The sequence below is a fragment of the Psychrobacter jeotgali genome (assembly GCF_904846315.1).
GTDB lineage: Bacteria > Pseudomonadota > Gammaproteobacteria > Pseudomonadales > Moraxellaceae > Psychrobacter > Psychrobacter jeotgali.
In genome coordinates this window covers 1,107,103-1,131,054 of the sequence record NZ_CAJHAF010000001.1, presented here as the reverse complement: position 1 = coordinate 1,131,054, position 23,952 = coordinate 1,107,103, and the positions used below count along the sequence as shown (strand labels likewise).

Sequence of the window (23,952 nt, the reverse complement as noted above, 5' to 3'; positions counted from 1 at the left end):
CTATACTTCTCGTTAGCCTACTTTCGTGCATAAAAATATGTCCCTGTACCAACTCAAATCCCAATTTCAAAATCAACTGCGGCCTATCAGCAATGAGTTGGTCAAATGGGGTGTCACTGCCAATCAGGTCACTATCACTGCGGTGTTGATGAGCGCAGGTACGGCTTATATCATCGCGACTATCGATGATCGCAAGCATTTTGATAATAAAAATGAACGCCATTCAAATAAAACTACTTGGCTCATATTACCCGTGACTCTATTCTGCCGTATGGCATTAAATGCCATCGATGGCATGATGGCGCGTGAGCATGGACAGGCATCAAAACTTGGCGCAGTGCTCAATGAAGTGGGCGATATCGTTGCTGATACGTTATTGATTGCCAGTTTACATCCTCATCTCCCTAAAGCATCTACGGATCAGATCAATAGCAGTCAATCAGAACACTTTAATTCAAATATCTCTCTCAAGCTTGTCAATATCCTAAGTACTACGACCGAGCTTATCGCTATAACCTCTTTGATTACTACTCATGAACGTGCCAACCAAGGGCCGCTAGGAAAAAGTGATAGAGCACTAGAGTTAGGTGTTATAGGTACATTGGCTACTTTTGGTGTTCCTGTAAGCCGCTTCGCTCAGCCTTTGTTATTGATCAATCAGTTATTGCTGCTAAAAACCAGCTTCAATCGCTTAGCTTTTATGCTCAAGCGTTATTTTGAAGTATTACATCCTGCCCCGCAATTACGAGAAAATCGCTCGCTGACTTATACCGATACTATAAAAGGAATTTCCATGGCTAAGACGCATAATGAAGAAGTTAAGAACAATGAGGTTCACGATAATAACAATAACTTAAAGCATTCGTCATCGGATTTTTCATCATCAAAGTCTTTTGATGTCATTAGCAAGCAAAGCTGTTTTAACGCTTATGACGGCACGGCGATTTATTATCGTTATTGGCTAACCCAGCCGCTAGATAAGATTTTAGAGCAGTCCAGCGCTACTAGTGCGTCTATTCAGCAAAAACAAGTCATCTTATTGCACCGCGGGCATGAGCATTCTGGCCGTCTAGATGAGCTGGGTAAGCGTTATGCTCGGGCAGGCTATCAGGTGTTTGCTTGGGACGCACGCGGTAATGGACGCTCAGGAGGCATAAAAGATCATGCCGATAGTGTGACCCAACTTGAGCGCGATTTAAATGACTTTGTGCAATTAGTGATCGCGCAAACAGGTATTGGTATCGAAGATACTGTCATTGTCGCCAGTAGCATTGGCGCGGTGCTAGCTGCAGCGTGGGTGCATGACTACGCCCCAACCATCCGCGGTATGATACTGGGCACGCCTGCTATAAGTATCCGTCTTTATATTCCGCTGGCGATTCCTGCGCTGAAAATCGCGCGTAAGTTTGGCCTGATGTCACGAGTCTCAAGTTACGTCAAAGCGCAAGTATTGACTCATGATAAGGAGGCGCAGCAAGCTTACAATGACGATCCGCTCATCTCTAGCTCCATATCAAGCGACTTATTAATTGACACTCACGCCACCGGACAGCGCTTGTTAGATGATGCAGGCGCAATAACCGTGCCGACTTTTATCCTGTGTGCAGGCAAAGATTACGTGGTAGATAAACAAGCTGAGCGTGAGTTTTATGAAAAGCTCGCTACGCCTATCAAGCACTGGCAGCTATATCCGGATAGCTTTCATGCCATATTCCACGAGACCAATAAAGCCGATGTCATCAGCGATTGTATCGACTTTGCCGATAGTTTATTTGTAGCGCCTCTCCAAAGCGTAGACTTAACACAGGCTCATATGAATAGCGCCAGTAAGGATAGGGTAGATCGCCTGGCGATCAAACCCTTTAACCCCAGCTTTGCCGTAACCCGCTTTGCCATGCAAAAATTCGGTCACGTCAGTGATGCTATTGCTACAGGACTTGAGCATGGTTTTGATTCGGGTAGCTCGCTTGATAAGGTATATAGCAATCAGCCAGCAGGTAAAAACGCCTTTGGCAAAGCAGTAGATAAGTTTTATCTGAGCAATATCGGCTGGCAAGGCATCCGTATCCGCCGCGAGCATTTGCTTGAGCTTGGCCGTATGGCTGTTAAAAAACGTCAGCTTAAAGATGTTACTGGCAAAAGCAAGTCAGCAATCAAGCTACTCGACATCGCTAGTGGTAATGGTTATTATGCGTTTGATTTATTGACTGAGTTTGCTCATCTGCAAGCCGAACTGCGCGATTATGATACGCATAATGTTACGGTAATGACTGAGAAAGCTGCGCAGCTTGAGCTTAGCGATAGAGTCACCGTATTAGAAAAAGATGCTTTTGCTAGCCATAGTTATCCTAGTACGACTGATAAACAGCCTGCAAAAACCACTGAGCAATTTGATATTGCTATCGCTTCGGGAGTCTTTGAGCTGTTTTCAGACAATACGCTCGTAAGTACCGCTATCAAAGGTATTTATGACAGTTTAGACGACGGTGGCTATTTTATTTACACCAATCAGCCTTGGCATCCAGAGCAAGAGTTTATCAGTAAAACCTTAAACAATCATCGCGGTAGCAGCTGGGTCATGCGCTGCCGCTCGCAAGCCGAGATGGATCAATTGGTGACGCAGGCAGGCTTTGAAAAGGTAGATATGCGTATCGATCGCTTTGGTATATTTACGGTTTCATTAGCTATAAAAACAAGCGATGTTATAGCGTCCTTTAACGATGAACACTTAGTCAACTCTGTCAGCACAAAAGATTGATAAAAGTTTATGAATCCTATTTATCATCGCGTCCAGCTTTTCTCCGGTGGTGGCTCACGTTTTGGCTATTATTTAGGCAGTTATGCCGCTTTGTGTGAGCAAGGTCTGAAACCGGATTTGATTTTGGCAACCTGCGGTGGCAGCTTATCAGCGCTATTGGTAGATATAGCGCCCAAGCCTAGTGAGTTAAAACAGCTGGCACAGAGCCGTGAGCTTTATCACGTGCTACAAGCCATTCAAGCGGTATCCCTTGTATCATCAAAAAGTGTTAAGCCCAACTTTTTTCAAAACGCTATCAGGCGCTGGTATTTATCTAATCGTCCTAAAAAGCTAGCTCAGCTGCAAGCGTTAGAAATGCATGATGAGCTACTGGCAGAGTTACAACATCTAGCTATGTTTGAAATCCGTAATGAAGACCAGTGGTTAAACGAACTGATGGATTGGAAACAAAAAAATGAAAGTAAAAACGGTCAATACCGTGAGAAAGAAAAAACCAATGCGCCTGACATAGCCATTATTGCCAGTCGTCTAATAAAAGAGAAACAGACTGACTCTCAATCAGTGCAGCTACAAGAGGTTTTATTTGCGCCCTCAAAAGTTATTCATTATGCCAACCAAGCTTCCCAGCAAGTCGCAGAACTAAATTGCCCAACGTACCAATATGCACCCAATCGGCTACTGCCTGATATTTTCATAAGTAATATAACCGATGTAGGTACCGAGCAAGCTGTGCGAGCCTCGATGGCGGATATGTACTATCTAACGCCAATTCAGGTAGAAAAACTAGGTTGGTGTCTTGGCGGGGTCATTGATTTGACCCCTGTTGAGCTGGCGAGCCAACTGGGATCAACGGTATTTGCCGAAACCAAAGCAGGCTATGATACCAAGCTTGCGGCCCCTGCTATCAAGCGCGTATTCGGGTTTGATCCTAATAGTCGTTTGCAAGCGGTACATGATTTTTTAATTAACGAACAGCATTCGCAACACTTATTATCGGCTAATGATGCGCAATCAGAGCTGCAGTCACCGACTATTCATTGGCTACCTTTCGCTGATAATAGCAAGAGGCTTATCAAAATGCAGATCCGTAAGCGTCTTAATTTAAGACAAGGCAACGTTGAATTGATTCACGCCGATTACGCAGGTTTTATGGCGCAAATGCAGTCACAGTGGGATTATGGCTATCAGCGTACGCAGCAGTATTTAGCATCGTTATAATCGATGAATTGCAAAAGGAATACTATGCAGACTGCTAATATAAAAGTGTCATCACTTTCTCAGTCGTCAAATGAGCTATCTAAACCTTGCGTCGTCATTATTGGCGGTACCAGCGGCATAGGCCTAGCTTTAGCAAAAAAGCATCTCGCACTGGGCTGGCAAATCGTGGTGGTCGGTAGTAGTAGCGAAAAAATCCAGCGGCTTAATAAAGAGCAGCCGCGTATTTCAACGCTGCAATGTGATATTACTGATGATAACGAGCGAAGACAATTATTTGAGCAGTTAGAGGGGTATAAATTTGAGCGTTTAATATATTGTGCAGGTTGGTATCTAAACGAACGCACTTCTTATTTAAACCAGCAAGATAGTGCTTATATGCTAGCGGTTAATTTGCAAGCGTTTCAAGCAATATTTGCATGGGCAAGCGAGCAATTGAAAATCAATAATCGCCATAATAAGACAGACTTAAACGGCAACGATCAAAATCCATCATTAGTTTGTCTGTCCTCCATTGCCGGCACCATTAATTATCCATACGCCAGTCTTTATGCCAAATGCAAACGTGCGATGATAGTGACTGCTAGCGCCTATCGTTTAGCACTAAAACCCTTTAACATCAACGTCAATTGTATCGCCCTCGGATATGTCGACACCCAAACTCTACGTGATCTTAACCATGGTGATGCCAGTCATAAACCTTTTATCATGACACAAGCAGCAGCGGTAGAGCATATCATGAAGGCTATAGCAGATAACCTTGAGCTGGCAGTCTTTCCAAAATCAATGCGTTATCTTACGCGAGCTTTAGATAAAACTCCCAAACGTGTTCTTAATTGGGTAATGCACAAAAGACTAGATAAATAGCTCGGTAAATTAACCCAGCAACCAATAAACCACCGTAAAAACAGGCACACCAAGTAATAAACTATCCACGCGGTCTAAAATACCGCCATGTCCTGCCAGCATGGTTCCAGTGTCTTTAATACCGTGGCGACGCTTAAAGGCCGACTCAAATAAATCACCCGCGATACCGCTAACGGCCAAAAAGTAAGCAATACCGAAACATACTAGCGCTGAAAACGGAGTGAGCCACAATCCTAACACTGTCGCCAAACTGGCCGACAATAAGCTGCCTAATAATGCGCCTTCAATGGTTTTATTAGGACTGATAATGGGGGCAAGCTTACGTTTAAACCAGCGATTACCCATCCAGCGTCCGCATAGGTACTGGGCGATATCATTAAACTGACTGGCGAATAATACAAATAGTAATACGCCTGGCTGCTCACGGATTATGGTCAATCGGCTGAGCAGAATAAGACTAGCGATTAAACCAATAAATACGATCAAAAATCCAATATCCAATAAGCTGATACTTCTAAAACGCTTCGTAGGAATAGCGGCATTGGTTACAGGAATCACAGTTATTCCAGCATTGCTCTCTTGTGCCTCTTTATCTTGCTGTCTTTTTAGTTTGGCAATAAATTTAATTTTGCTGTCGTGACGTAGCAGCCTTACTATCTCATAGCCCCCGCGTAGACCAATCACCACAAATAGCGCATCTAATAGCCACCAAAAGGGCGTATAAATGCTTAATAAGTAGCTTGAGAACAACAACGCCAGCATCCACCACCACGAGCGCGCGATCAAGTAAATTTTGGGCAGCTTGCGGCGATTTTGCGGTATAAAAAATAATACCCATACAATCGTATTTATGGTCACGATAAAGACGATGAAAAATTGGTCTGAGGCAAGGGTCATAACGTCTTCTTGTGTGTTTTCGCAAAAGCCATATGCTCTACTATAGATTTTGGTAAATAATCATCGTTAATATGCGCGTTTGGGTAGTGCTCGCTTAGCCACAATAAATAATTAGCAGGCGTTAATTTGCCGCAGTAAAGCAGATACAAAACCTGTAGCGCCACGCTGCGAGACAATCCCATAACGCAGTGAAAGTTGATCATTATTTTGCCTTTAATTATCTGTTTAGTAAGTAATAATTGATCTAGCTGTACAAATAAATGGATTAAATCTTGAGGGTTAATCTCATCCAAAGATTGCAAATCTAATAACGGCAAATACAGATAATCTAGCGTCACTGACATATTTGGTGGCGCATCGAGATTGTTTTTAATAGCTCTTTTTAAGGTTAAAAAATGACTGGGTACTTCTGCGGCAAGGTCGACTATGATAATTTGTTTAATATCGCTTTTGGTAATAGTCAGAGCTATATAATGGGCGATATTAGCAGTTGCCAAGCGCGGCGTGGCTATGGCATAAATACAATCTGTAATATAGTAGGGCTGTAGGTTATGTATAAAGCGATATAAGCTGGGTATTTTATCAGTACTCAGCCTGCAATTACCTTTGTTTAACCCGCGTAACTCATAGCGCTGTCCTAAATATGCTAGCAAACGATAGCTTAGCAGTAATGGCGCAAATTTAACCCAAGTCATTAAGCTCAAACGGCCCTGCTTATCTTTTTTAAAGCAATGTTTATTCCGGATTTGATCGGGGGTTTGATAAAACCAAGCCACCCTTAAAAAGCTGATCAGCCAATATAAAGCGAATACAAAAAACAGCGCTTCGATGACTACGCTAAAAGATAAGCTTAGAAAAAACCCAGTCGTAGCAAGCAGTAAAAACCCGGTGATAGCGATGGTTATATATTTAAGCACCAAATAGCTACGTAATGTTTTTACCCCTATCAAAACCACGGCGGCTAATAAAAAGCCACCGACAATATCTAGTAGATGATGCTGATAAGTAAATACCGTAGAGGCGATGATTAAGCTACAAATACCAAACAACAGCAGGCGATAAGTAGATGTTAAAAGCTCATTATTTACTCTGGTAATCGGCCATAATGTGATGCCTAATAGTAGCGCATAAGTGACATGTAAGGAAGGGAGTTGATTAAAAGGTTTGTCCGTCACACTCAAAAATTGATAGCCAAGCTGGGTCCAGTTATCGATAAAAGGACGCTCAAAGCTAAATCTAGCTGGGAGCAAATAAAAGACAGTGCAGGCCAAAAGAGTGGCTAAAACCAGTCTTTGCGTCAATAAAGATAGCTGCCGCGGCGTTTTTACCATAAAAAAACTGGCGCAAAATAGAGTAATTGACCAGCTATAAGGTACAATCATGCTTGCGATAAAAGGGATATGAGTGTCGATTGCAGTAGCTAATACATAAACCTTTACCTGCGGCAGGTGACTGGATGTATGAAAATGCTTAGTTTGATTGGCAAAAAATATTTTTTCGGCATAGCTATTAGTCAGTGAATACAGCAGAGCAAATAGCCCTAAAGAAATTGCTAAATTTTGTATACGTTTCACTAGAGTTATTTTTGATTCTTTAGTCATAATTGAGTAGCAAAAACTGTAGAGACTTTAAATTAGAAAAGTTAGCAGAATATTAAATCATAAAAACGTCGTCAGCATTGGCTTGGTTTTACAATTTCATTTGATTCATAAATCTACTGTTTTTTAACGGTTTTTATCTTTGAAAAATATCATGTAGTCATTTATTATCAGTATCTATAAACCATAAAAACCAAATACAGTAAACGGAGTCAAAATGACCAATAACCATAAAAAGAACAGCGACGACAACAGTAAAAATATTAATCCCAACATCCAGCAGCAGTTACAACAGGTATTGACCGATTTGCAGCTAGATGACGCCCCAGCAGGCGGTGCCTTAGTGGTTTATCAAGCTGGTGAATGTATCGCACAAACCAGCGTTGGTATGGCGCAGACTAATAAGCCATGGCAGGCGGATACCTTGTCGCTGAATTTCTCTACTGGTAAAGGGGTTTTGGCAACGCTCACTCATGTACTGGTATCGCAGCAACTGTTAGATTACGATACGCCCATTGCGCATTATTGGTCTGAATTTGCAACCAATGGTAAAGCAGATATTACACTGCGGGCGCTGATGCTCCATCAAGCGGATTTATTTGCTATTAATTCCATCGATGCTGATAGCGAGGCGTTGCTTAATTGGCAGGCGATGAAAGAAAAAGTCGCTGCGATGTCGCCAATTAAGCCTGACCAGCACCAAAAGTACGAGTCTGCTTATAGCGCACTGGTTTATGGCTGGATATTGGGCGCTTTGATAGAAGCGGTAACTGATATGACCTTAGCTCAGGCGCTACGTCATTATTTGACCGAGCCGCTCGGTATTGCTGATAGCTGCTATTTTGGGGTTCCGGCTTCCAAAGTAGATGAGGTGGCTAAATTGGTTAAGGACTTTGAGACCGCTAATGAAAGCGCTGATCAGGACTCAGAGCTGCGCAGCAAACGCCATAAACCGACGTTAAAGCCTGATTCTGAGCAGACCTTAGCGACTTATGCCAATTTGCCAAGTTATAACTGTTGGCAAAAACTAGCTACTGACAGCGCTGCTGATCTGGCAAATGAGAAATTGACCGCCATTCAAATTAATCGTTTATATTTTGACCATAGTGCTATAAATGCCAATAATTATAGAGCGGCGTTAGTACCGGCCAATAGACAACCTATCGACTATCATAATAGCCAAACCATGCAAGCGATCATTCCAGCGGCCAATGGGGTGGCATCTGCTAGAGCGCTCGCCATTATTTATGCGATGCTGGCAAATGGCGGCACGTGGAATGGTAAAACGCTAATTGATAGTGATACATTTGCAGAACTATCGACGCCGCAAGTGAGCGGCATGGATGCAGTTATGCCGGTCAATATGAATTGGCGCTTGGGTTACCATCAATTATTTAGCGTTTGTACAGATACTGAAGATGGTTTTGGACATATGGGTTACAACGGCTCAGTCGCTTGGTGTGAGCCAACTCGTAAGTTGTCGTTTGCCTTTGTACATAACTTTGATGTGACCATGCTGAATGATATTCGCCAGTTTGTCTTAACTGAGGCATTGCTTGAAATGATTGATGAAACCGGCGATTAAAATCATAGTATTGGATAGGGTTAATCTGTTTTAATGCCAACTTCAACTATTAAGCCTCATTGATGTAGGCTGGGTTTTTAACCCAGCTTTTAAAAGTTTTAAGAGTACAAGGCTGAGCAGGCGCTAACCTACGAGGGCCTAAATTGAGCGACAGTTTCTTTTAAACTTTAGTTAGTAGCACAAACAACTAAAAAGCTAAAGGGTTAAAACACTGAGACTACTTATCTGATTTATCTGGCGTCATATTTAACAACCACGGCGCACTGATACCATGAAAAAAGATAGATACAAAGATAATAATGGAAGCTACAATCCATAGTTTAGTAGCATCGTCGTCATTGAAGTAACCTTGATTGAGCGCATAAGATAGATAATACAAGGTACCAATACCGCGAATACCGAGCGCTGCAATCGCATATTTTTCGGTACGCTGCATGTCAAGCCCTGTCAGGGCAATAATGCCGCCGATAGGTCGTATCAATATCAAAAACACAAAGCTTATCATATAGACCTGCCAAGGTATCTCAACCCCTATTCGCAGCTCTTGTCCCAAAAGGATACCCAAAGTCACAATCATAAATGACATCATCAGCCCCTCTGATTGTTCAGCAAAGTCGTGCAATTTTTGATGATAGTCATTTTCAAATTCTGAACGGCGAAACACAAAAGCGGCAACAAAGACGGCAATAAATCCATAGCTGTTAACGTATTCGGCTATTCCGTAGGTTATTAAAGTCAAGGCAATAACGAGATAACCTTGAGATATTGTGGTCTCACAAGCTCGCTGCGAGAACACGACTTTAGCTAACAGTTTACCAACAACTACGCCTACAGCGAAACCTGCGCCAATTTGCCACAACACATCATGAGTAAACCATGACCAAAGTAGTTGGCCGGTAAATCTATCACCTTTACTATGAGCTTCTGCAATCTTAATAGCCAGATAGACAAAAGGAAAAGCCAAACCATCATTCAGACCAGCTTCAGAAGTCAGCGTTAAATGAGTGATATCTTCACCGCCAGTATTGGGCGGTCCTACCTGAACGCTAGCAGCCAAGACCGGATCAGTAGGTGCAAGCATAGCACCAAGTAACACCGCTGCGCCTACAGTTAAACCAAAAGTATAATAACCTAAAACCGCCATCGCAAAAATGCAGACAGGCATAGTGATAAGCAGTAGACGCGCTGTAGGTCGCCATGTTTGCCAAGACCATGGAGTGTCAATCTTAATACCCGCACTAACCAAGGATATCAGTACTAGAATTTCAGTGAGCTTTTCAATAATTAGACCGTCATCTAATGGCCTTAAAAATACCAAACTGGTCCACCAGTAGCCCAGCATTACCCCAAAGCTTATCTGCATCATAGGTAATGAGATAGGGCTACGCTTAAACACCAGTGGAAACAATGCCCCTAGTAAAAACGTTACACCGCTACTTAGTAAGAGTAAATTATAATTTTCAAGCATAATATGTGCATACACTTATAGGTCTTATAACTAATGTGATTTGACAAGTATAAAACTTACTATGATGCAGGCAAATAACAATTAATTCCGCAAAAAAACGTTATCAGCATAAGAGCTTCGTTGTTTTTTGGTTCTTTAATATGCAAAGAGCCAGCATTATGCTGGCTTTTTGATAAATAATGGTCAGATACTTTTATTAACGTTCAACTTGGCTCACATCACGTACTGCACCGGTGTCAGCGCTAGTGGTCATTGCTGCATAGGCACGAAGAGCAGGGGATACATGGCGCTCACGGCTAGTAGGCTTCCATGCATCGCGGCCGCGAGCTTCCATGGTCTCACGGCGAGCGGCTAAATCAGCATCGCTAATATCGATATTAATGCTACGATTAGGGATGTCGATATTAATAATATCGCCTTCCTCTACCAAACCAATCGCTCCGCCTTCTGCCGCTTCTGGGCTGGCATGACCAATCGACAGGCCTGACGTACCACCAGAAAAACGACCATCAGTTAACAGTGCGCATTCTTTACCCAAACCTTTAGACTTAAGATAAGTCGTTGGATAAAGCATTTCCTGCATACCTGGGCCACCTTTTGGACCTTCATAGCGAATGATAACCACGTCGCCTGCAACAATTTGATCATCAAGAACAGCGGCTACTGCATCATCTTGTGATTCAAAGATACGTGCACGACCTGTAAAGGTTAGGATACTCTCATCGACACCTGCGGTTTTGACTACACAGCCACGCTCAGCGATATTACCGTAGAGTACGGCAAGACCACCATCGGTTGAATAGGCATGTTGTACGCTACGAATACAACCCGATTCACGGTTGACATCGAGATTGGGCCATTCTTTGTCTTGTGAGAATGCCTCAGTAGTACGGACGCCGCCCGGAGCAGCGATATAGCGTGCCCGAGCTTCGGTATTATCAGGATTCATAATGTCCCACTTATCGATAGCCGCACGCATGGATGGACTATGAATAGTTGGAATATCAGTGGTTAATAAGTTAGCACGGTCAAGCTCAGCAAGTAGCGCCATTACGCCTCCGGCCCGATGCACGTCTTCCATATGATACTTTTGGGTAGCGGGTGCAACTTTTGACAAGCACGGCACACGGCGGCTGAGTCTATCGATATCGGCCATCTTAAAATCAACTTCGGCTTCATTAGCCGCTGCTAATAGGTGCAAGATTGTATTGGTTGATCCACCCATAGCGATATCGAGGCTCATGGCGTTCTCAAACGCCGCTTTGCTGGCGATTGAGCGCGGCAATACCGAGTCATCGTTTTGTTCATAGCGGCGCTTAGCCAAATCAACAATGGTACGACCGGCTTCTAAGAACAGCTCACGGCGTAGCGCATGGGTGGCAAGCAGCGAACCATTACCAGGAAGTGATAAGCCCAAAGCTTCGGTCAAGCAGTTCATCGAGTTGGCGGTGAACATACCCGAACACGAGCCACAAGTAGGACAAGCTGAGTTCTCAATCGCTAACACATCTTCATCACTAATAGTGTCATCAGCAGCGTCCATCATCGCATCGACCAAATCGAGCTTGCGGATAGTATCGCCTTTAGTGTTTTCGTTGTTATGGCTCTGACCAACGGTGCTGGCTATAACTTTTCCAGCTTCCATTGGACCACCTGAAACAAATACTACCGGAATGTTGAGGCGCATCGCTGCCATCAGCATACCCGGGGTAATCTTATCGCAGTTAGAGATACATACGAGCGCATCGGCGCAGTGAGCATTGACCATATATTCAACGGAGTCTGCAATCAAATCACGGCTAGGCAAGGAATAGAGCATACCGCTATGACCCATAGCAATGCCGTCATCAACGGCAATGGTATTGAACTCTTTTGCTACGCCGCCAGCGCGTTCAATCTCGCGGGCCACCAGTTGACCTAAGTCTTTTAGATGCACGTGGCCTGGGACGAACTGGGTAAAAGAGTTGGCGATGGCGATAATCGGTTTGCCAAAATCACCATCAGTCATACCAGTCGCACGCCATAAGGCTCGTGCGCCTGCCATGTTACGACCACCGGTAGAGGTTTTTGAGCGATAATCCATGTGATGTTCCTTACAGATAGGCGAGGTTTCTTTAAAAATCACCTACATTTTTGATATAGGTATTTGTTTTATAGGAATAGTTTGCTTTTTATATAAAGGTAGCACAAGTGAATAATATTAAAGGCTTACCATACCATTAGCTATAGTCAGTTGAAAGTAACACTGTCATATAGATTTAGATGAGCTACTGGTATAAATTTTCCTTGCTAGCTGCTGGCCTATACATCTTTCAATGCTGCGCAATCTATATTTTAAGAAGAAAGCATCCCAGTAGTATTATGTTCTTTTTATAACTTATCGTTTATATGAGTAATTTAAAAGGCTTGGTAATATTAATTAACTTAGCATTCAAACCTTACTCAATCCGTTCTAAAATAGCTGTCTCAAACCAAGGCAACTGCTCTTTATCGGCCTCGATTTTAGCAATAATAGTGAGAGCGTGGCTGGCTGGTAATAGCTGATAATTCGCATTGGCATCAATTTTGAGTATCGGCTGGTCACTTACACCCTGCTCATCAATACTAATAAGTGGCTGCTTGTCGTTCTTATAGAGAACATCGATACGGCCAAAGAACTGCCAGTGTTTCAAGGCAGCAGCAATAGCGTCGGCTTCTATTTTTGTATAAATTTGCTGGGCATCTTTTCCCGTATTGGTCCAATGTAGACGTACTGCCAACTGCAAAGCCTCGCTAAATACCACTAACGAGCCGATTATTTTGACATGCCAAGGACAGGGGATCAACTCGGCGTCGATACCGATAAGTTTGGCCGCCGTGCTTGCCGTCATAGGCGTATTAAACTGTGCCAAAAGCTCAGGCGTTAATGGGTGCGTCTGTTTAATAGTGTCATCTAAGCTATCGTAGTGGTACAAAAACGGTAGCAGTTTATCTTGAGTAACTATTTTTTCACTAACTTTGCAGTTATGAATACGCCAAGCAATAGTAGCATCAGTGAGTGCTTCTGCTAAAATAAGGGTATTAGGGTCAATGGTTTGCTGACTATTGATATCAAGGGTATTGTCATCATGAGCTGCACCAATATCGGCCGTAGCGCTAGTAAATAGCTCGGTGTGAGTGTCAGTAGAATTAGGCGAAGCAGTCAAATTCATAAACTTATCATTATTAATGTTGATTACTAATATAACATTTATGGCCTATGTCCCGCCAATCAATTAATAAGCTCATCTGCCAGTCAATTACTATAACAGGCTGAATAGCACCTGCTAAACGGTAACTTGTACTTACTCTATATTTCGTCCACTATATTACTCTTATCACTAATATTATAAATCTAAACTTTAATAAAGGAATAAAAATGAGTCAGAATAATCAGAACACTAAATACGATGACAATAATATCTTCGCCAAAATGCTAAATGGTGATATCCCTTATCATAAGGTTTATGAGGACGATAAAACCCTAGCCTTCATGGATATCATGCCGCAAGCGCAAGGCCATGTACTGGTCATTCCAAAGCAAAAAGCCGTCGATTTGGTAGACCTTGAGCCAGAATTTGCCGCTGCGGTATTAATGACCGCCAAAAAAGTGATGCAAGCACAGCGCCAAGTGTTCGAGCGCGAGGGTATTATTCAGATGCAGCTAAATGGCGCCCAAGCGGGTCAAAGCGTCTTTCACTACCACGTGCATCTGATCCCGGGTAGTATTCATGAGTTAGGTATTCATGCGGCCAAGCAAGCCGATAGCGACGAGCTCGCCAATATGGCTGAGCAGTTGGCAGCGGCGATTGACTCTTAATTGTCTGAATAAGCTTTTATAGAATAGGATTTATATATCCTACATTGGAATCATTAGGGTGTTTTCGAGGTAGGATGTTCTCGAGAGAATTCCTGATAGGTATAACAAGGCAGCTAGCAAGCTGCCTTTTTTTGTTTATTGTACATTGCTTGGTAATATTCATGTAACAATCGTAAAATTAATGTTACAAGACAGGTTTCTGTCTAGGGTTCACTTTAAGAGTGTGGTACAAAATATGCTTTATTGGGCACATTTGTTCCATTTTGCCTTTACGAATGACTTTTTCATTCAGTAAAAGCTTCTTTAATTTGAGGATATTATCTTTTATGAATAAGTTACCTCGCTCTACTATTTTGCTGCCAGTATTCATACCTGCAGCCGTTGTCATGATTTTATTAGTGATTGGTACGTCTATTAACCCAGAAGCAGCAGGCGCATTATTCAGTGATGTGCTCAATTACATCACTGAGACCTTTGGCTGGTTTTATATGCTGGCGGTGGCGATCTTCTTGATGTTTATTATTGTGCTGGCGTTCTCGCCTTACGGCAGTATTAAGCTTGGCCCTGACCATGGAGAGGCTGAATACAAGTTCCTTGAGTGGTTTGCTATGCTGTTTTCGGCGGGTTACGGTATTGCCTTATTATTCTTTGGTGTCGCTGAGCCAGTACTGCACTTTGCCAGCCCGCCCTTGTCTGAGCCCCAAACTATTGCTGCTGCCAAAGAAGCGATGCAGATTGCTTATTTCCATTGGGGCTTTCATATTTGGGCGATTTATGGCGTAGTCGGCTTATCGTTGGCATATTTCTCTTTTCGCCATGGTTTACCGTTATCCATGCGCTCCACCCTATATCCGTTGATTGGTGACAAAATCCATGGTCCCATCGGTCATACGGTGGATGTGTTTGCTATTTTGGGTACGATGTTCGGTATTGCGACCAGTTTGGGTCTCTCAGTATCGCAAATTAATGCAGGTATGAATTATCTACTACCAGATTTAATACCAGTCAGTACGACCGTGCAGGTCATTACTATTGCGCTAATAACTGTAGCAGCGTTGGTCTCAGTATTGGCGGGCATGGATAAAGGCGTAAAGCGGTTATCTATCCTAAATATGGTGTTGGCAACAGCTCTAATGATCTTTGTCTTTATCGTCGGTCCTACGATATTTATTCTTAACGCTTTTATGGAAAATACCGGCAGTTATTTAGGTAATATCGTTGAGCGTACCTTCAGCTTGCAAGCGTATCAGCTCAGCGATTGGATCAGTAACTGGACCTTGTTTATCTTTGCATGGACGATTGCATGGGCTCCTTTTGTCGGTCTATTTATCGCCAAAATTAGCCGTGGCCGCACCATCCGTGAGTTTGTATTTGGGGTGATGTTGGTTCCTACTTTCTTTACTTTCTTTTGGTTTGCGGTATTTGGTGATACAGCACTTAGCATGATTATGAACGATGGTTACACCTCATTAATCACCGAGGTGCAAAACAACCAAGCGATTGCGTTATTCAAGTTATTAGAAAACTTACCTTTTACTGAGTTTGTCTCGTCGTTAACGGTTCTATTAATTATTACCTTTTTTGTGACCTCATCGGATTCAGGTTCGCTGGTCATTGATTCGTTAGCGGCTGGTGGTCGTAGCGATACACCTTGGTGGCAGCGCTCTTTTTGGGTCATAACGGAAGGTGCTGTGGCTTCTGTCTTGTTGATTGCGGGTGGACTAACCGCTTTACAAACGGCTGCGATCGTTAGTGCTTTGCCTTTTGCTATTATTATATTAATTGCGATATTTGGTATGTGGCGTGCGCTACGTATCGAGGGACATCGTAATCAAAGCTTGGATAAAGACAATAGAATACCACCGCATTTGCTGAAACCCTCAGCATGGCGTGATCGGATTGACTATATCACTAATCAGCCAACCCGCGACAATGTATTGGCTTATATCAAAGAGGTAGTCATGCCATCCATGACGGAGGTCTCAAAGAAGTTTGCGGAGACTGGCTGGATACCTGAAGTCAATTACGATGAAGTCAATAACCGCGCCGTACTTGAGCTGCAACGTGGTGATGACGTCGAGTTTTGGTATGAGGTGCGCTTATCTGAATACGAGTTGCCAGACTATTATACGGAAGGGGTAGCGAATGACTTACCGCAAGAACATTACCACCGTGCGGAAGTTTATTTACGCCGCGGGGGGCAAACCTATGATTTATACGGTTATCAGTCGGAAGCTGTCATCAATGATATTATTGATCAGTTTGAGAAATATCTGCACTTCCTGAATGTATCGCCTGATAGCTTACCATGGCGGATGCAGCAGCATGATGAAGACCTGACGTTAGAGCAGGGCAGTGTGTTTGATAAATAGTTGGTTTGACTACTAATATTTAATGTTCGCTAATTCGAATTATTCTTTTGAATGGCTTGCATTAAAGCTAAGAACCCTTAGAATAACGGCTTGTTTCGCTTAAAGATCAAGCCGTTTTTTATGTCAATAGATATCTTAAATCATCCCAATACCCAAGCCCCTGTAGCTCAAGCTCATATTGCTAATGACCATCCATTATTAAAGCCGCTCATTATTGGGGGCTTGGCTATAGAGAACCGCCTGATGGTTGCACCAATGGCAGGAGTAACCGACAATCCGTTTCGTAGGCTCTGTAAATCCTTTGGCGCAGGGCATGCAGTCAGCGAGATGATTATCGCTGATACTGCTCTTTATGCGCGCAAAAAGTCTTTGTACCGTGCCAATTTTGATGGCGAGATTGCTCCAATATCAGCACAAATCGCAGGAGCAGAGCCAGATAAACTGGCCGAAGCCGCACGTTATCAGATTGATAATGGCGCACAGATTATCGATATAAATATGGGCTGTCCAGCCAAAAAGGTCTGTCGCAAGCTGGCAGGTTCAGCATTGCTACAAGATGAGGATTTAGTTGCTCGTCTGCTAGATGCGGCAGTTAACGCTGTCGATGCGCCAGTGACTCTAAAGACCCGTTTGGGGTTTGAAAACGGGCGCGAGAATATCTTGCGGGTCGCTAAGCGTGCCGAGCAAGCAGGAATAGCTGCTATCGCTATTCATGGACGCACTCGTGAGGATATGTACAAAGGCGAAGCTAGGTATGAGCTGATACGTGAAGTTAAAGACAGCATCAATATTCCAGTGATTGCCAATGGCGATATCGATAGCGCGCAAAAGGCGCAACAGGTTTATGAATTAACGGGCTGTGATGCGGTAATGATAGGGCGTGCGGCACAAGGTCAGCCATGGCTGTTTCGTGATATTGAGCATTATTTGCGTACCGGTGAGATATTAGCGGCGCCAAGCGTTGGCGAGATTAAACAGATCGTACTGGCGCATTTACAAGAATTATATGATTTCTATGGTGAATATTCAGGCTGCCGTATCGCTCGCAAGCATATCGCTTGGTACACCACCGGCATTCCAGACTCCAACGCCTTTCGCCAAGCGATGTATGGTGAGGAGAGCACCGCTGGACAATTTAAAGTGGTTGAAGCATTCTTGCAGGCGCACGAGTAATTATTATTTATTTCAATAAGCTCTTATATATTATTAACCAAAGACCCGCCATAGTATCAAAAACAAGCCGACCATAATAATTGCAATAACCAGCAAACGCTTGACCCAAAAAGGAATTAATGGCTTTTTATAACCTAAGTTGCCCAACTTATTTTCCACACCGTTTTGCAAGCTTTTGAAGCTTTGCTCAGATTGAGTAGTTTTGACTCGATTTTTAATTAGTCGCTCTTGATGTATATCAACAGGAGGCTCTCTATCAAAGTTAATAGCTTGACTCGGAATCCCTTGCTTGCTGGCGATAGTGTTCAGTTTTTGCTGCTGTTTAACCTTAATCTCAGTCTCATAAGCATCGATGCGTACTTTTGCTGCATCCATAGTTATATTTTCATCCGCAGCTAAAGTTTTAATCGCCATTACCAGGTTGCCTTTTTCGATCATCATTATGACCGCTTTTGGTAGCTTAGTATTTACGGGCTTGGATTTTGGATCGGCATCGAACATAATAACAGTTACCTTTTCATGGCGGGTCTAAAGTAGAGCTATTATAGCAACTTTACCTCAAGCATAAAAAAATACCGCAATCACGTTTAGGATTACGGCATTGCTAATCAGTCATTTTTTATAGAGATTAACGATTTATAAATCTTTCCAGCGCTGAATAGACTCTTTAATCACTTCTTTAGCTTCGGCTACATCGCCCCATGACTCAACCACGGTAGTGCCTGCTTTTTTGAGGTCTTTATAATGGCTGAAATGGAAGTGTAATTGGTTGATCAATTGCTTTGGTAGATCGTCTAAGCTGTTGTAAGCGTTGCCAGTATCACGGTCGTCAGCGGGTACGACGACGATTTTGTCATCGACTTCACCGTCATCGACGAATTTCATCACGCCGATAACTTTAGCTTTTAAAAAGATACCTGTAGGCAGCGGCTGCTCAGTAATAATCAGTGCGTCAAGCTCATCGCCGTCCTCATCTAGAGTTTGGGGAATAAAACCATAGTTGCAAGGCTTGGCAAAGATTTGTGGATCGATACGATCAAGCTCGAACACTGCTAGCTCACGATTCCATTCAATCTTATGGCTGCTACCGGTTGGAATCTCAACCACTACGTTAATAACGCCACCATCAACATCGCCTGCATCTAAAATTTTATTAAAATCAGCCATAAAGGACTCCTATTTGGTTTTTTAAGACTCAAAGGTCAAAGATTAAAGGTAAGGGAATACTATCGTTTGTAAATACTGCGGTGTGCGAGTATATCAAGTTTGGTTTAAATTTTCTTGTCGTGCTTAAGTCTAAGCGGGCAAAAGGTTATGCAAGCTTAAACATAACGGCGGTATAAACTAGGGTTTAGGGATTTTTGTGACGACCAATGCTTCTTTTGCCGTCACTTCTGAGGGCGCTGTTGGACGCAGTTCAATCACTCCTGCATGACGCTTGGCAATATTATCGATCAGCTTTTGAGTCACTTGCTCATAGCTTAGCGAATCATTTGGCACAGTAGCGTGAGCTGCATTTTCACTCATTGCGATAAAGTCAGCCAGCCTTAACATCTGCATACCAGCATAGCCACAAGGATTGATAGCGTTAAAAGCAGACAAGTCACAATTTAGGTTCAGGGCAATCCCGTGATAGCTAAAACCGTGTTTAATCTTAAAGCCCAGCGAAGCTATTTTGCCCAGCATGATGGCGTCATCGTTATTATCAAAGTGGCTGTATAAGTAAACGCCTGGAGCATCACGGCGGGCACAAGCTTTGATACTGGAGGTAGTATTAGCGGTATTACTGCTCGATAATAAGTACTTATTTAGGCAAGCGCTGACCACATCTTCTAATGCTTGTTCAGCATGAGAGACCAGATTGCGCACCCCCCAGTTCAAACTACCTAAATCAAATAAGAAATAAATAACCAGCTGCCCATGCCCATGCCAAGTCACTTGACCACCGCGGTCGGTCTTGATAATAGGAGTGTCCGTTCGCTGTAAGATATGTTCTTCTTTACCCGCCTGGCCGAGAGTATAAACATCATTATGATCGACTATCCAAAGCTCGTCAGGCGTTCGTTGACCCGCCTTTTTTAATGCAATACGCTCAAGGGTACGTGCCAGCATCGCCTCATGGGTGGTATTATAATCAGCAGCAATTAGCGATTTTCTTATAAGGGTATCTGTGATTTTTGAGACAGCTTTTGGATTACCCTCTGTCATTAGTGTTGGTTTTTGCATCAAGATAACCTTTGATAGTTATTGCCCGTTATTATTTATAAATTAAATGTTATTAAGACTAATTTTAACAGTTTTTATAACCTTCATCTAAGTTTAAATCGGCATAATGCAGGCGATCCAAATAACTCTAACCGAACCAGTAGTACGTAAATCCTGCTTTTCATTTCCGAATCAATAGGCTACATTGAATAGCGATTGAAGCAGATGTTTTCATTTTAGTATATATAACAAGGATAACTTATGACGGATAATAATCAGACTAATCAACAAGCGAACGATCCAACCACTAGCAACCCTCATAAAGCGCTCAGTATCATAAGAAATACTGAGGAGATGCAAGCCCAATTTGCACATATGCAAATGCTTAGCCGTAGTCAGCCTATCGTTGATTGGCCAACTCGTGAAGCCCAGCTAAATAACTTAGAGACCTTACTTAGTGATAATCAAGACAGTTTAGCCAAAGCCATCAGTGCAGACTTTGGTCATCGCAGTGTCTCAGAAACCCAATTCGCCGAGCTGTTCCCTAGCTTTACGGGAATCAGCCATGCTAAAAAGCACGGTAAATCGTGGATGAAAACTCGCCGAGCTTCAATTTCACCTTTATATTTGCCCGCTCATAACGAGATTCAACCACAGCCGCTGGGGGTTGTGGGTATCATGGTGCCGTGGAACTATCCACTATATTTAGCGATAGGGCCCATGATTGATGCTTTAGCCGCTGGTAATCGGATCATGATTAAGATGAGTGAGGCGGCGCCTGAATTTGCTGAAACCTTTGCTAAAAAGATTGCCCATTATTTTTCCCCAGATATGATCAGTGTGGTATTAGGTGAAGTCGATATTGCTGAAGCATTTAGCAAGCTACCCTTTGACCATCTGCTTTATACCGGTTCAACGGCGGTTGGCAAGAAGATCATGGCAGCAGCAGCGCCAAACTTAACGCCAGTAACGTTGGAGCTGGGTGGTAAGTCACCAGTCATTATCTTGGATGATGCTAATTTAGAAGCTGCGGTCAATAGAGTGATGATGGGCAAAACCCTCAATGCCGGTCAAACCTGCATTGCTCCTGACTATGTGCTGATTCAGCGTCAATATCATCAGCGTTTTATTGAGCTTGCCAAAGAATGGATGCAAAAGCATTATCCCAATATTGCTAATAACCCAGATTATAGTCATATTATTAATGATGATCAGTTTCAGCGTGTCCAAGGCTATTTAGAAGATCTGCCTAATGATGTGGTGCAGCCGCTTACTGATGTGGCTGCTGATGCCGAAAGCCGTTTACTGCCACCAGTAGTTGTAACTAACCCTGAGACTGATAGCGAAGTAATGCAGAATGAGATTTTTGCACCGGTCTTGCCTTTAATGCACTATGACACCCTCGATGATGCTATTGGGTTTATCAATGCACGTCCACGTCCTTTAGCGCTATATATCTTTGGTGATAATAATCGAGATATTGATAAAGTGCGTGCCCATACGGTATCAGGCGGGGTCTGTATTAATGAAGTGATTATGCACGTTGCTCAGCATGATCTGCCATTTGGCGGCGTGGGGCATTCGGGTATGGGAGCCTATCATGGTAAAGCAGGGTTTGAGCGTTTGAGTCATATGAAACCCGTGTTTGTACAATCAAAACTAAATGGTCTGAATTTGCTGCTACCGCCTTATGGGGAGCTGTTCAAGAAAGGCATGGCTTTGTTGCTAAAATAAAGAGCATTCAGCCCTACTTATATTGTAATTTAAAGAGCACTTATTTTCATAAGTGCTTTTTTTTACAAAAGGAGCTATCAAAAACTGCTAGTTTATACAAACTAGGGTTTAAAAATGATATTTAATTACAGTTAGGTAGGGTCTGATAATATTTTTTTATAGATACAATTGTTGTTATATATCAAAAACGCTTAGTAAGCCATCATAATAGTAAGTAAGCTAAGCAATAATAAACGGATAACAGATAGGACAGCGTATGCGCCAATGGATCACTTTAAGTTTACTGTTAATAACGTCATGGTTGTTGCCTTTATCAGCAGCAGCTTCGTCATCAGTATGTGATACGCCTATCAAGTTTGGCTCATTGACGTGGGAGAGTGGGCAGTTTACTACGGGAGTACTCAAATATATTACCGAAAATGGTTATGGCTGCACCGTTGAGGAAGTTCCTGGAGCAGGGCCTGCGCTCGAAAACGCTCTTTTACAAGATGATATTCAGGTAATAGGCGAACAATGGATAGGGCGCTCGCCTATTTTAGAGCAAGCCATCGCTGATAATAAAATTAAAGTGATAGGCGATACGTTAGAGGGCGGTGCAACCCAAGGTTGGTACGTACCGCAGTACGTTATGGACGACAATCCGGGTCTACGTAGCTATCATGATTTACCAGATTATGCACAGCTGTTTGCAGACCCTGAAAACCCTGGTGAAGCCCGTTTTATGAACTGTCCGGCAGGTTGGGCCTGTGAGGTATTTAACGTGCGCTTGCTCAAAAATACAGGCTTCGATCAGCTATTCAATATCACTAGTCCTGGGACCGGAGCGGCTCTTGATGCGGAGATCTCCTCAGCTTTTGAGCAGCGTAAGCCTTTGCTATTCTACTATTGGCAGCCTACCGGCCTAATGGCCAAGTATGACTTTGCGCCGCTAGACTTCCCCCCTCACGATGAAACCTGCTGGCAAGACTTATTGTTAGCTAATGGTACTTCTGATTGTATATCAGGCTTCCCTGTCTCCCCACTAGCTATTGCTGTCTCAACGCCGTTTCTGGATAGTAATCCTGAGCTGATTGAGGCGTTTGAACAAGTCCAGTTTACGCCTGATCAGCTTAATGGTGCAATCTTAGAGATGAATGAAAATAAGCGTAGTGGCGATGAGCAAGCGCTTAAGTTTTTACGTGAGAACCCAGATATTTGGCAGTCATGGTTGTCAGCTGAGGCTGCTAATAGCTTGGCTGCTGATTTAGGTATTAGTCTAGCGTCCGGCGTCGCAGGTGACACCGATGTCGATACCCCAATAAACAACATAGCCTCCAATGACAACTTATTGGGAGGGTCATCAAGCTTTCCATCATGGTCGCTTGAGGAGCCTTTAAATAAAACCTTGGCGACGGTAGTTAGAAACTACGGCGAGGTTTTTCGTAGTATCAGTAGTGTTACTTTGACCTATTTATTGCTGCCTATTGAAAAGCTGCTGACGATTATCCCTCCTTGGATTATCATAGCTTTGGTGACGGTACTCGCTTGGTTTGGAGTACGCAAAATCTGGTTTGCTATTGCTTGTGGATTGGGACTATTTTTGATTGGTGCGTTTGGCTTATGGGGAGCTTTGATCAATACTTTCGCGCTATTGATAGTGTCAGTTTTGATAACAGTGGTAGTTGGTATTCCTATTGGTATTGCGATGTCGAGTAGTGCTTTATTACGTAAAGTTATCACCCCGATTCTTGATGTAATGCAGACCATGCCAAGCTTTGTTTACTTGATACCGGTACTGATGTTATTTGGTATTGGTAAAGTACCTGCTCTATTTGCCACTATTATTTATGCACTGCCGCCGCTCATTCGCTTGACGACTTTGGGTATTACCCAAGTGAACCATGAAATGATTGAAGCCGGGCGCTCATTTGGGAGTACTCATTGGCAGTTGTTGATTTGGATTAAATTACCACAAGCGCTGCCTAGTATTATGGCGGGGATTAATCAGGCGGTCATGATGTCGCTGGCTATGGTAGTGTTGGCTTCTATGATTGGGGCGCCAGGATTGGGTGAGGACGTACTGCAATCTATTCAAACTCTTAACATTGGTCAAGGTCTGCAAGCGGGTACTGCTATCGTCATCATCGCTATTATTATCGACCGCATCAGCCAAGCTTTTGGTCAAGGCAAACGTGCTCGGCAAAGAACGATCGAAGAGGGCAAGCGTCACAACATTGGTTAACAGTTTTATTTTTTAATTTTT

At 43.1% G+C, this 23,952-nt stretch carries 17 protein-coding genes; 9 read left to right on the top strand and 8 right to left on the bottom strand.

Annotation, left to right across the window (positions count from 1 at the left end; genetic code table 11):
* Nucleotides 1–37: 37 nt before the first annotated feature.
* The 3 genes from JMX18_RS04565 to JMX18_RS04555 are packed head-to-tail and all read left to right on the top strand — an operon-like array spanning nucleotide 38 to nucleotide 4,840.
* A complete protein-coding gene (locus JMX18_RS04565; protein WP_201584956.1) occupies nucleotides 38–2,758 on the top strand; it encodes an alpha/beta fold hydrolase in 2,721 nt (906 codons plus the stop codon).
* A gap of 9 nt (nucleotides 2,759–2,767) precedes the next feature.
* Nucleotides 2,768–3,976, top strand: coding sequence for a patatin-like phospholipase family protein (locus tag JMX18_RS04560; RefSeq protein ID WP_201584949.1), 1,209 nt, complete (start codon nucleotides 2,768–2,770; stop codon nucleotides 3,974–3,976).
* Nucleotides 3,977–4,000: 24 nt separating this feature from the next.
* On the top strand, nucleotides 4,001–4,840 hold the full coding sequence (locus tag JMX18_RS04555) for an SDR family NAD(P)-dependent oxidoreductase (protein WP_201584947.1): 840 nt from the start codon (nucleotides 4,001–4,003) through the stop codon (nucleotides 4,838–4,840).
* A 9-nt stretch (nucleotides 4,841–4,849) separates the two neighbouring features.
* Here JMX18_RS04555 and JMX18_RS04550 read toward each other — a convergent pair whose 3' ends face one another.
* Nucleotides 4,850–5,737: a phosphatidate cytidylyltransferase gene (locus JMX18_RS04550; RefSeq protein ID WP_201584945.1), complete on the bottom strand. Its 888-nt coding sequence runs from the start codon at nucleotides 5,735–5,737 to the stop codon at nucleotides 4,850–4,852.
* Nucleotides 5,734–7,311: a phosphatase PAP2/dual specificity phosphatase family protein gene (locus JMX18_RS04545; RefSeq protein WP_201584943.1), complete on the bottom strand. Its 1,578-nt coding sequence runs from the start codon at nucleotides 7,309–7,311 to the stop codon at nucleotides 5,734–5,736. Before JMX18_RS04545 ends, JMX18_RS04550 begins: the two co-directional genes overlap by 4 nt.
* Nucleotides 7,312–7,552: 241 nt before the next feature.
* Between JMX18_RS04545 and JMX18_RS04540 the strand changes: the two genes are divergently transcribed.
* Nucleotides 7,553–8,920, top strand: coding sequence for a serine hydrolase domain-containing protein (locus tag JMX18_RS04540; RefSeq protein ID WP_201584935.1), 1,368 nt, complete (start codon nucleotides 7,553–7,555; stop codon nucleotides 8,918–8,920).
* A gap of 217 nt (nucleotides 8,921–9,137) precedes the next feature.
* Here JMX18_RS04540 and JMX18_RS04535 read toward each other — a convergent pair whose 3' ends face one another.
* The 3 genes from JMX18_RS04535 to JMX18_RS04525 all read right to left on the bottom strand — a co-directional run bounded on the left by JMX18_RS04535 (nucleotide 9,138) and on the right by JMX18_RS04525 (nucleotide 13,579).
* The gene (locus JMX18_RS04535; RefSeq protein ID WP_201584933.1) at nucleotides 9,138–10,388 is read right to left on the bottom strand and encodes a cation:proton antiporter; all 1,251 of its coding nucleotides are present in this window, start codon (nucleotides 10,386–10,388) and stop codon (nucleotides 9,138–9,140) included.
* Between the two features lie 196 nt (nucleotides 10,389–10,584).
* Nucleotides 10,585–12,471, bottom strand: a complete 1,887-nt coding sequence (gene ilvD, locus JMX18_RS04530; protein ID WP_201584925.1) for a dihydroxy-acid dehydratase — start codon at nucleotides 12,469–12,471, stop codon at nucleotides 10,585–10,587.
* Between the two features lie 355 nt (nucleotides 12,472–12,826).
* Nucleotides 12,827–13,579 (bottom strand): hypothetical protein, encoded by a 753-nt coding sequence (locus JMX18_RS04525; RefSeq protein ID WP_201584918.1) that lies wholly within the window; start codon nucleotides 13,577–13,579, stop codon nucleotides 12,827–12,829.
* A 206-nt stretch (nucleotides 13,580–13,785) separates the two neighbouring features.
* On the opposite strand from JMX18_RS04525, the gene JMX18_RS04520 reads away from it, so the two are divergent.
* The 3 genes from JMX18_RS04520 to dusB all read left to right on the top strand — a co-directional run bounded on the left by JMX18_RS04520 (nucleotide 13,786) and on the right by dusB (nucleotide 17,771).
* Nucleotides 13,786–14,226, top strand: a complete 441-nt coding sequence (locus JMX18_RS04520; RefSeq protein WP_201584917.1) for an HIT family protein — start codon at nucleotides 13,786–13,788, stop codon at nucleotides 14,224–14,226.
* A gap of 326 nt (nucleotides 14,227–14,552) precedes the next feature.
* Nucleotides 14,553–16,598, top strand: coding sequence for a BCCT family transporter (locus JMX18_RS04515; protein WP_227674560.1), 2,046 nt, complete (start codon nucleotides 14,553–14,555; stop codon nucleotides 16,596–16,598).
* Between the two features lie 120 nt (nucleotides 16,599–16,718).
* Nucleotides 16,719–17,771, top strand: a complete 1,053-nt coding sequence (dusB, locus tag JMX18_RS04510) for a tRNA dihydrouridine synthase DusB (RefSeq protein WP_227674559.1) — start codon at nucleotides 16,719–16,721, stop codon at nucleotides 17,769–17,771.
* A gap of 33 nt (nucleotides 17,772–17,804) precedes the next feature.
* On the opposite strand, the gene JMX18_RS04505 is transcribed toward dusB, so the two are convergent.
* The 3 genes from JMX18_RS04505 to lipB all read right to left on the bottom strand — a co-directional run bounded on the left by JMX18_RS04505 (nucleotide 17,805) and on the right by lipB (nucleotide 19,979).
* On the bottom strand, nucleotides 17,805–18,272 hold the full coding sequence (locus JMX18_RS04505; protein ID WP_201584907.1) for a hypothetical protein: 468 nt from the start codon (nucleotides 18,270–18,272) through the stop codon (nucleotides 17,805–17,807).
* A gap of 135 nt (nucleotides 18,273–18,407) precedes the next feature.
* Complete coding sequence (locus JMX18_RS04500; protein WP_201584905.1) at nucleotides 18,408–18,938, bottom strand: inorganic diphosphatase; 531 nt, start codon at nucleotides 18,936–18,938, stop codon at nucleotides 18,408–18,410.
* A gap of 177 nt (nucleotides 18,939–19,115) precedes the next feature.
* Nucleotides 19,116–19,979, bottom strand: coding sequence for a lipoyl(octanoyl) transferase LipB (lipB, locus tag JMX18_RS04495; protein WP_201588223.1), 864 nt, complete (start codon nucleotides 19,977–19,979; stop codon nucleotides 19,116–19,118).
* A 258-nt stretch (nucleotides 19,980–20,237) separates the two neighbouring features.
* On the opposite strand from lipB, the gene JMX18_RS04490 reads away from it, so the two are divergent.
* Both JMX18_RS04490 and JMX18_RS04485 read left to right on the top strand, forming a co-directional pair.
* A complete protein-coding gene (locus JMX18_RS04490) occupies nucleotides 20,238–21,710 on the top strand; it encodes a coniferyl aldehyde dehydrogenase (protein ID WP_201584903.1) in 1,473 nt (490 codons plus the stop codon).
* Nucleotides 21,711–21,966: 256 nt separating this feature from the next.
* The gene (locus tag JMX18_RS04485) at nucleotides 21,967–23,931 is read left to right on the top strand and encodes a glycine betaine ABC transporter substrate-binding protein (RefSeq protein WP_201584901.1); all 1,965 of its coding nucleotides are present in this window, start codon (nucleotides 21,967–21,969) and stop codon (nucleotides 23,929–23,931) included.
* Nucleotides 23,932–23,952 lie beyond the last annotated feature (21 nt).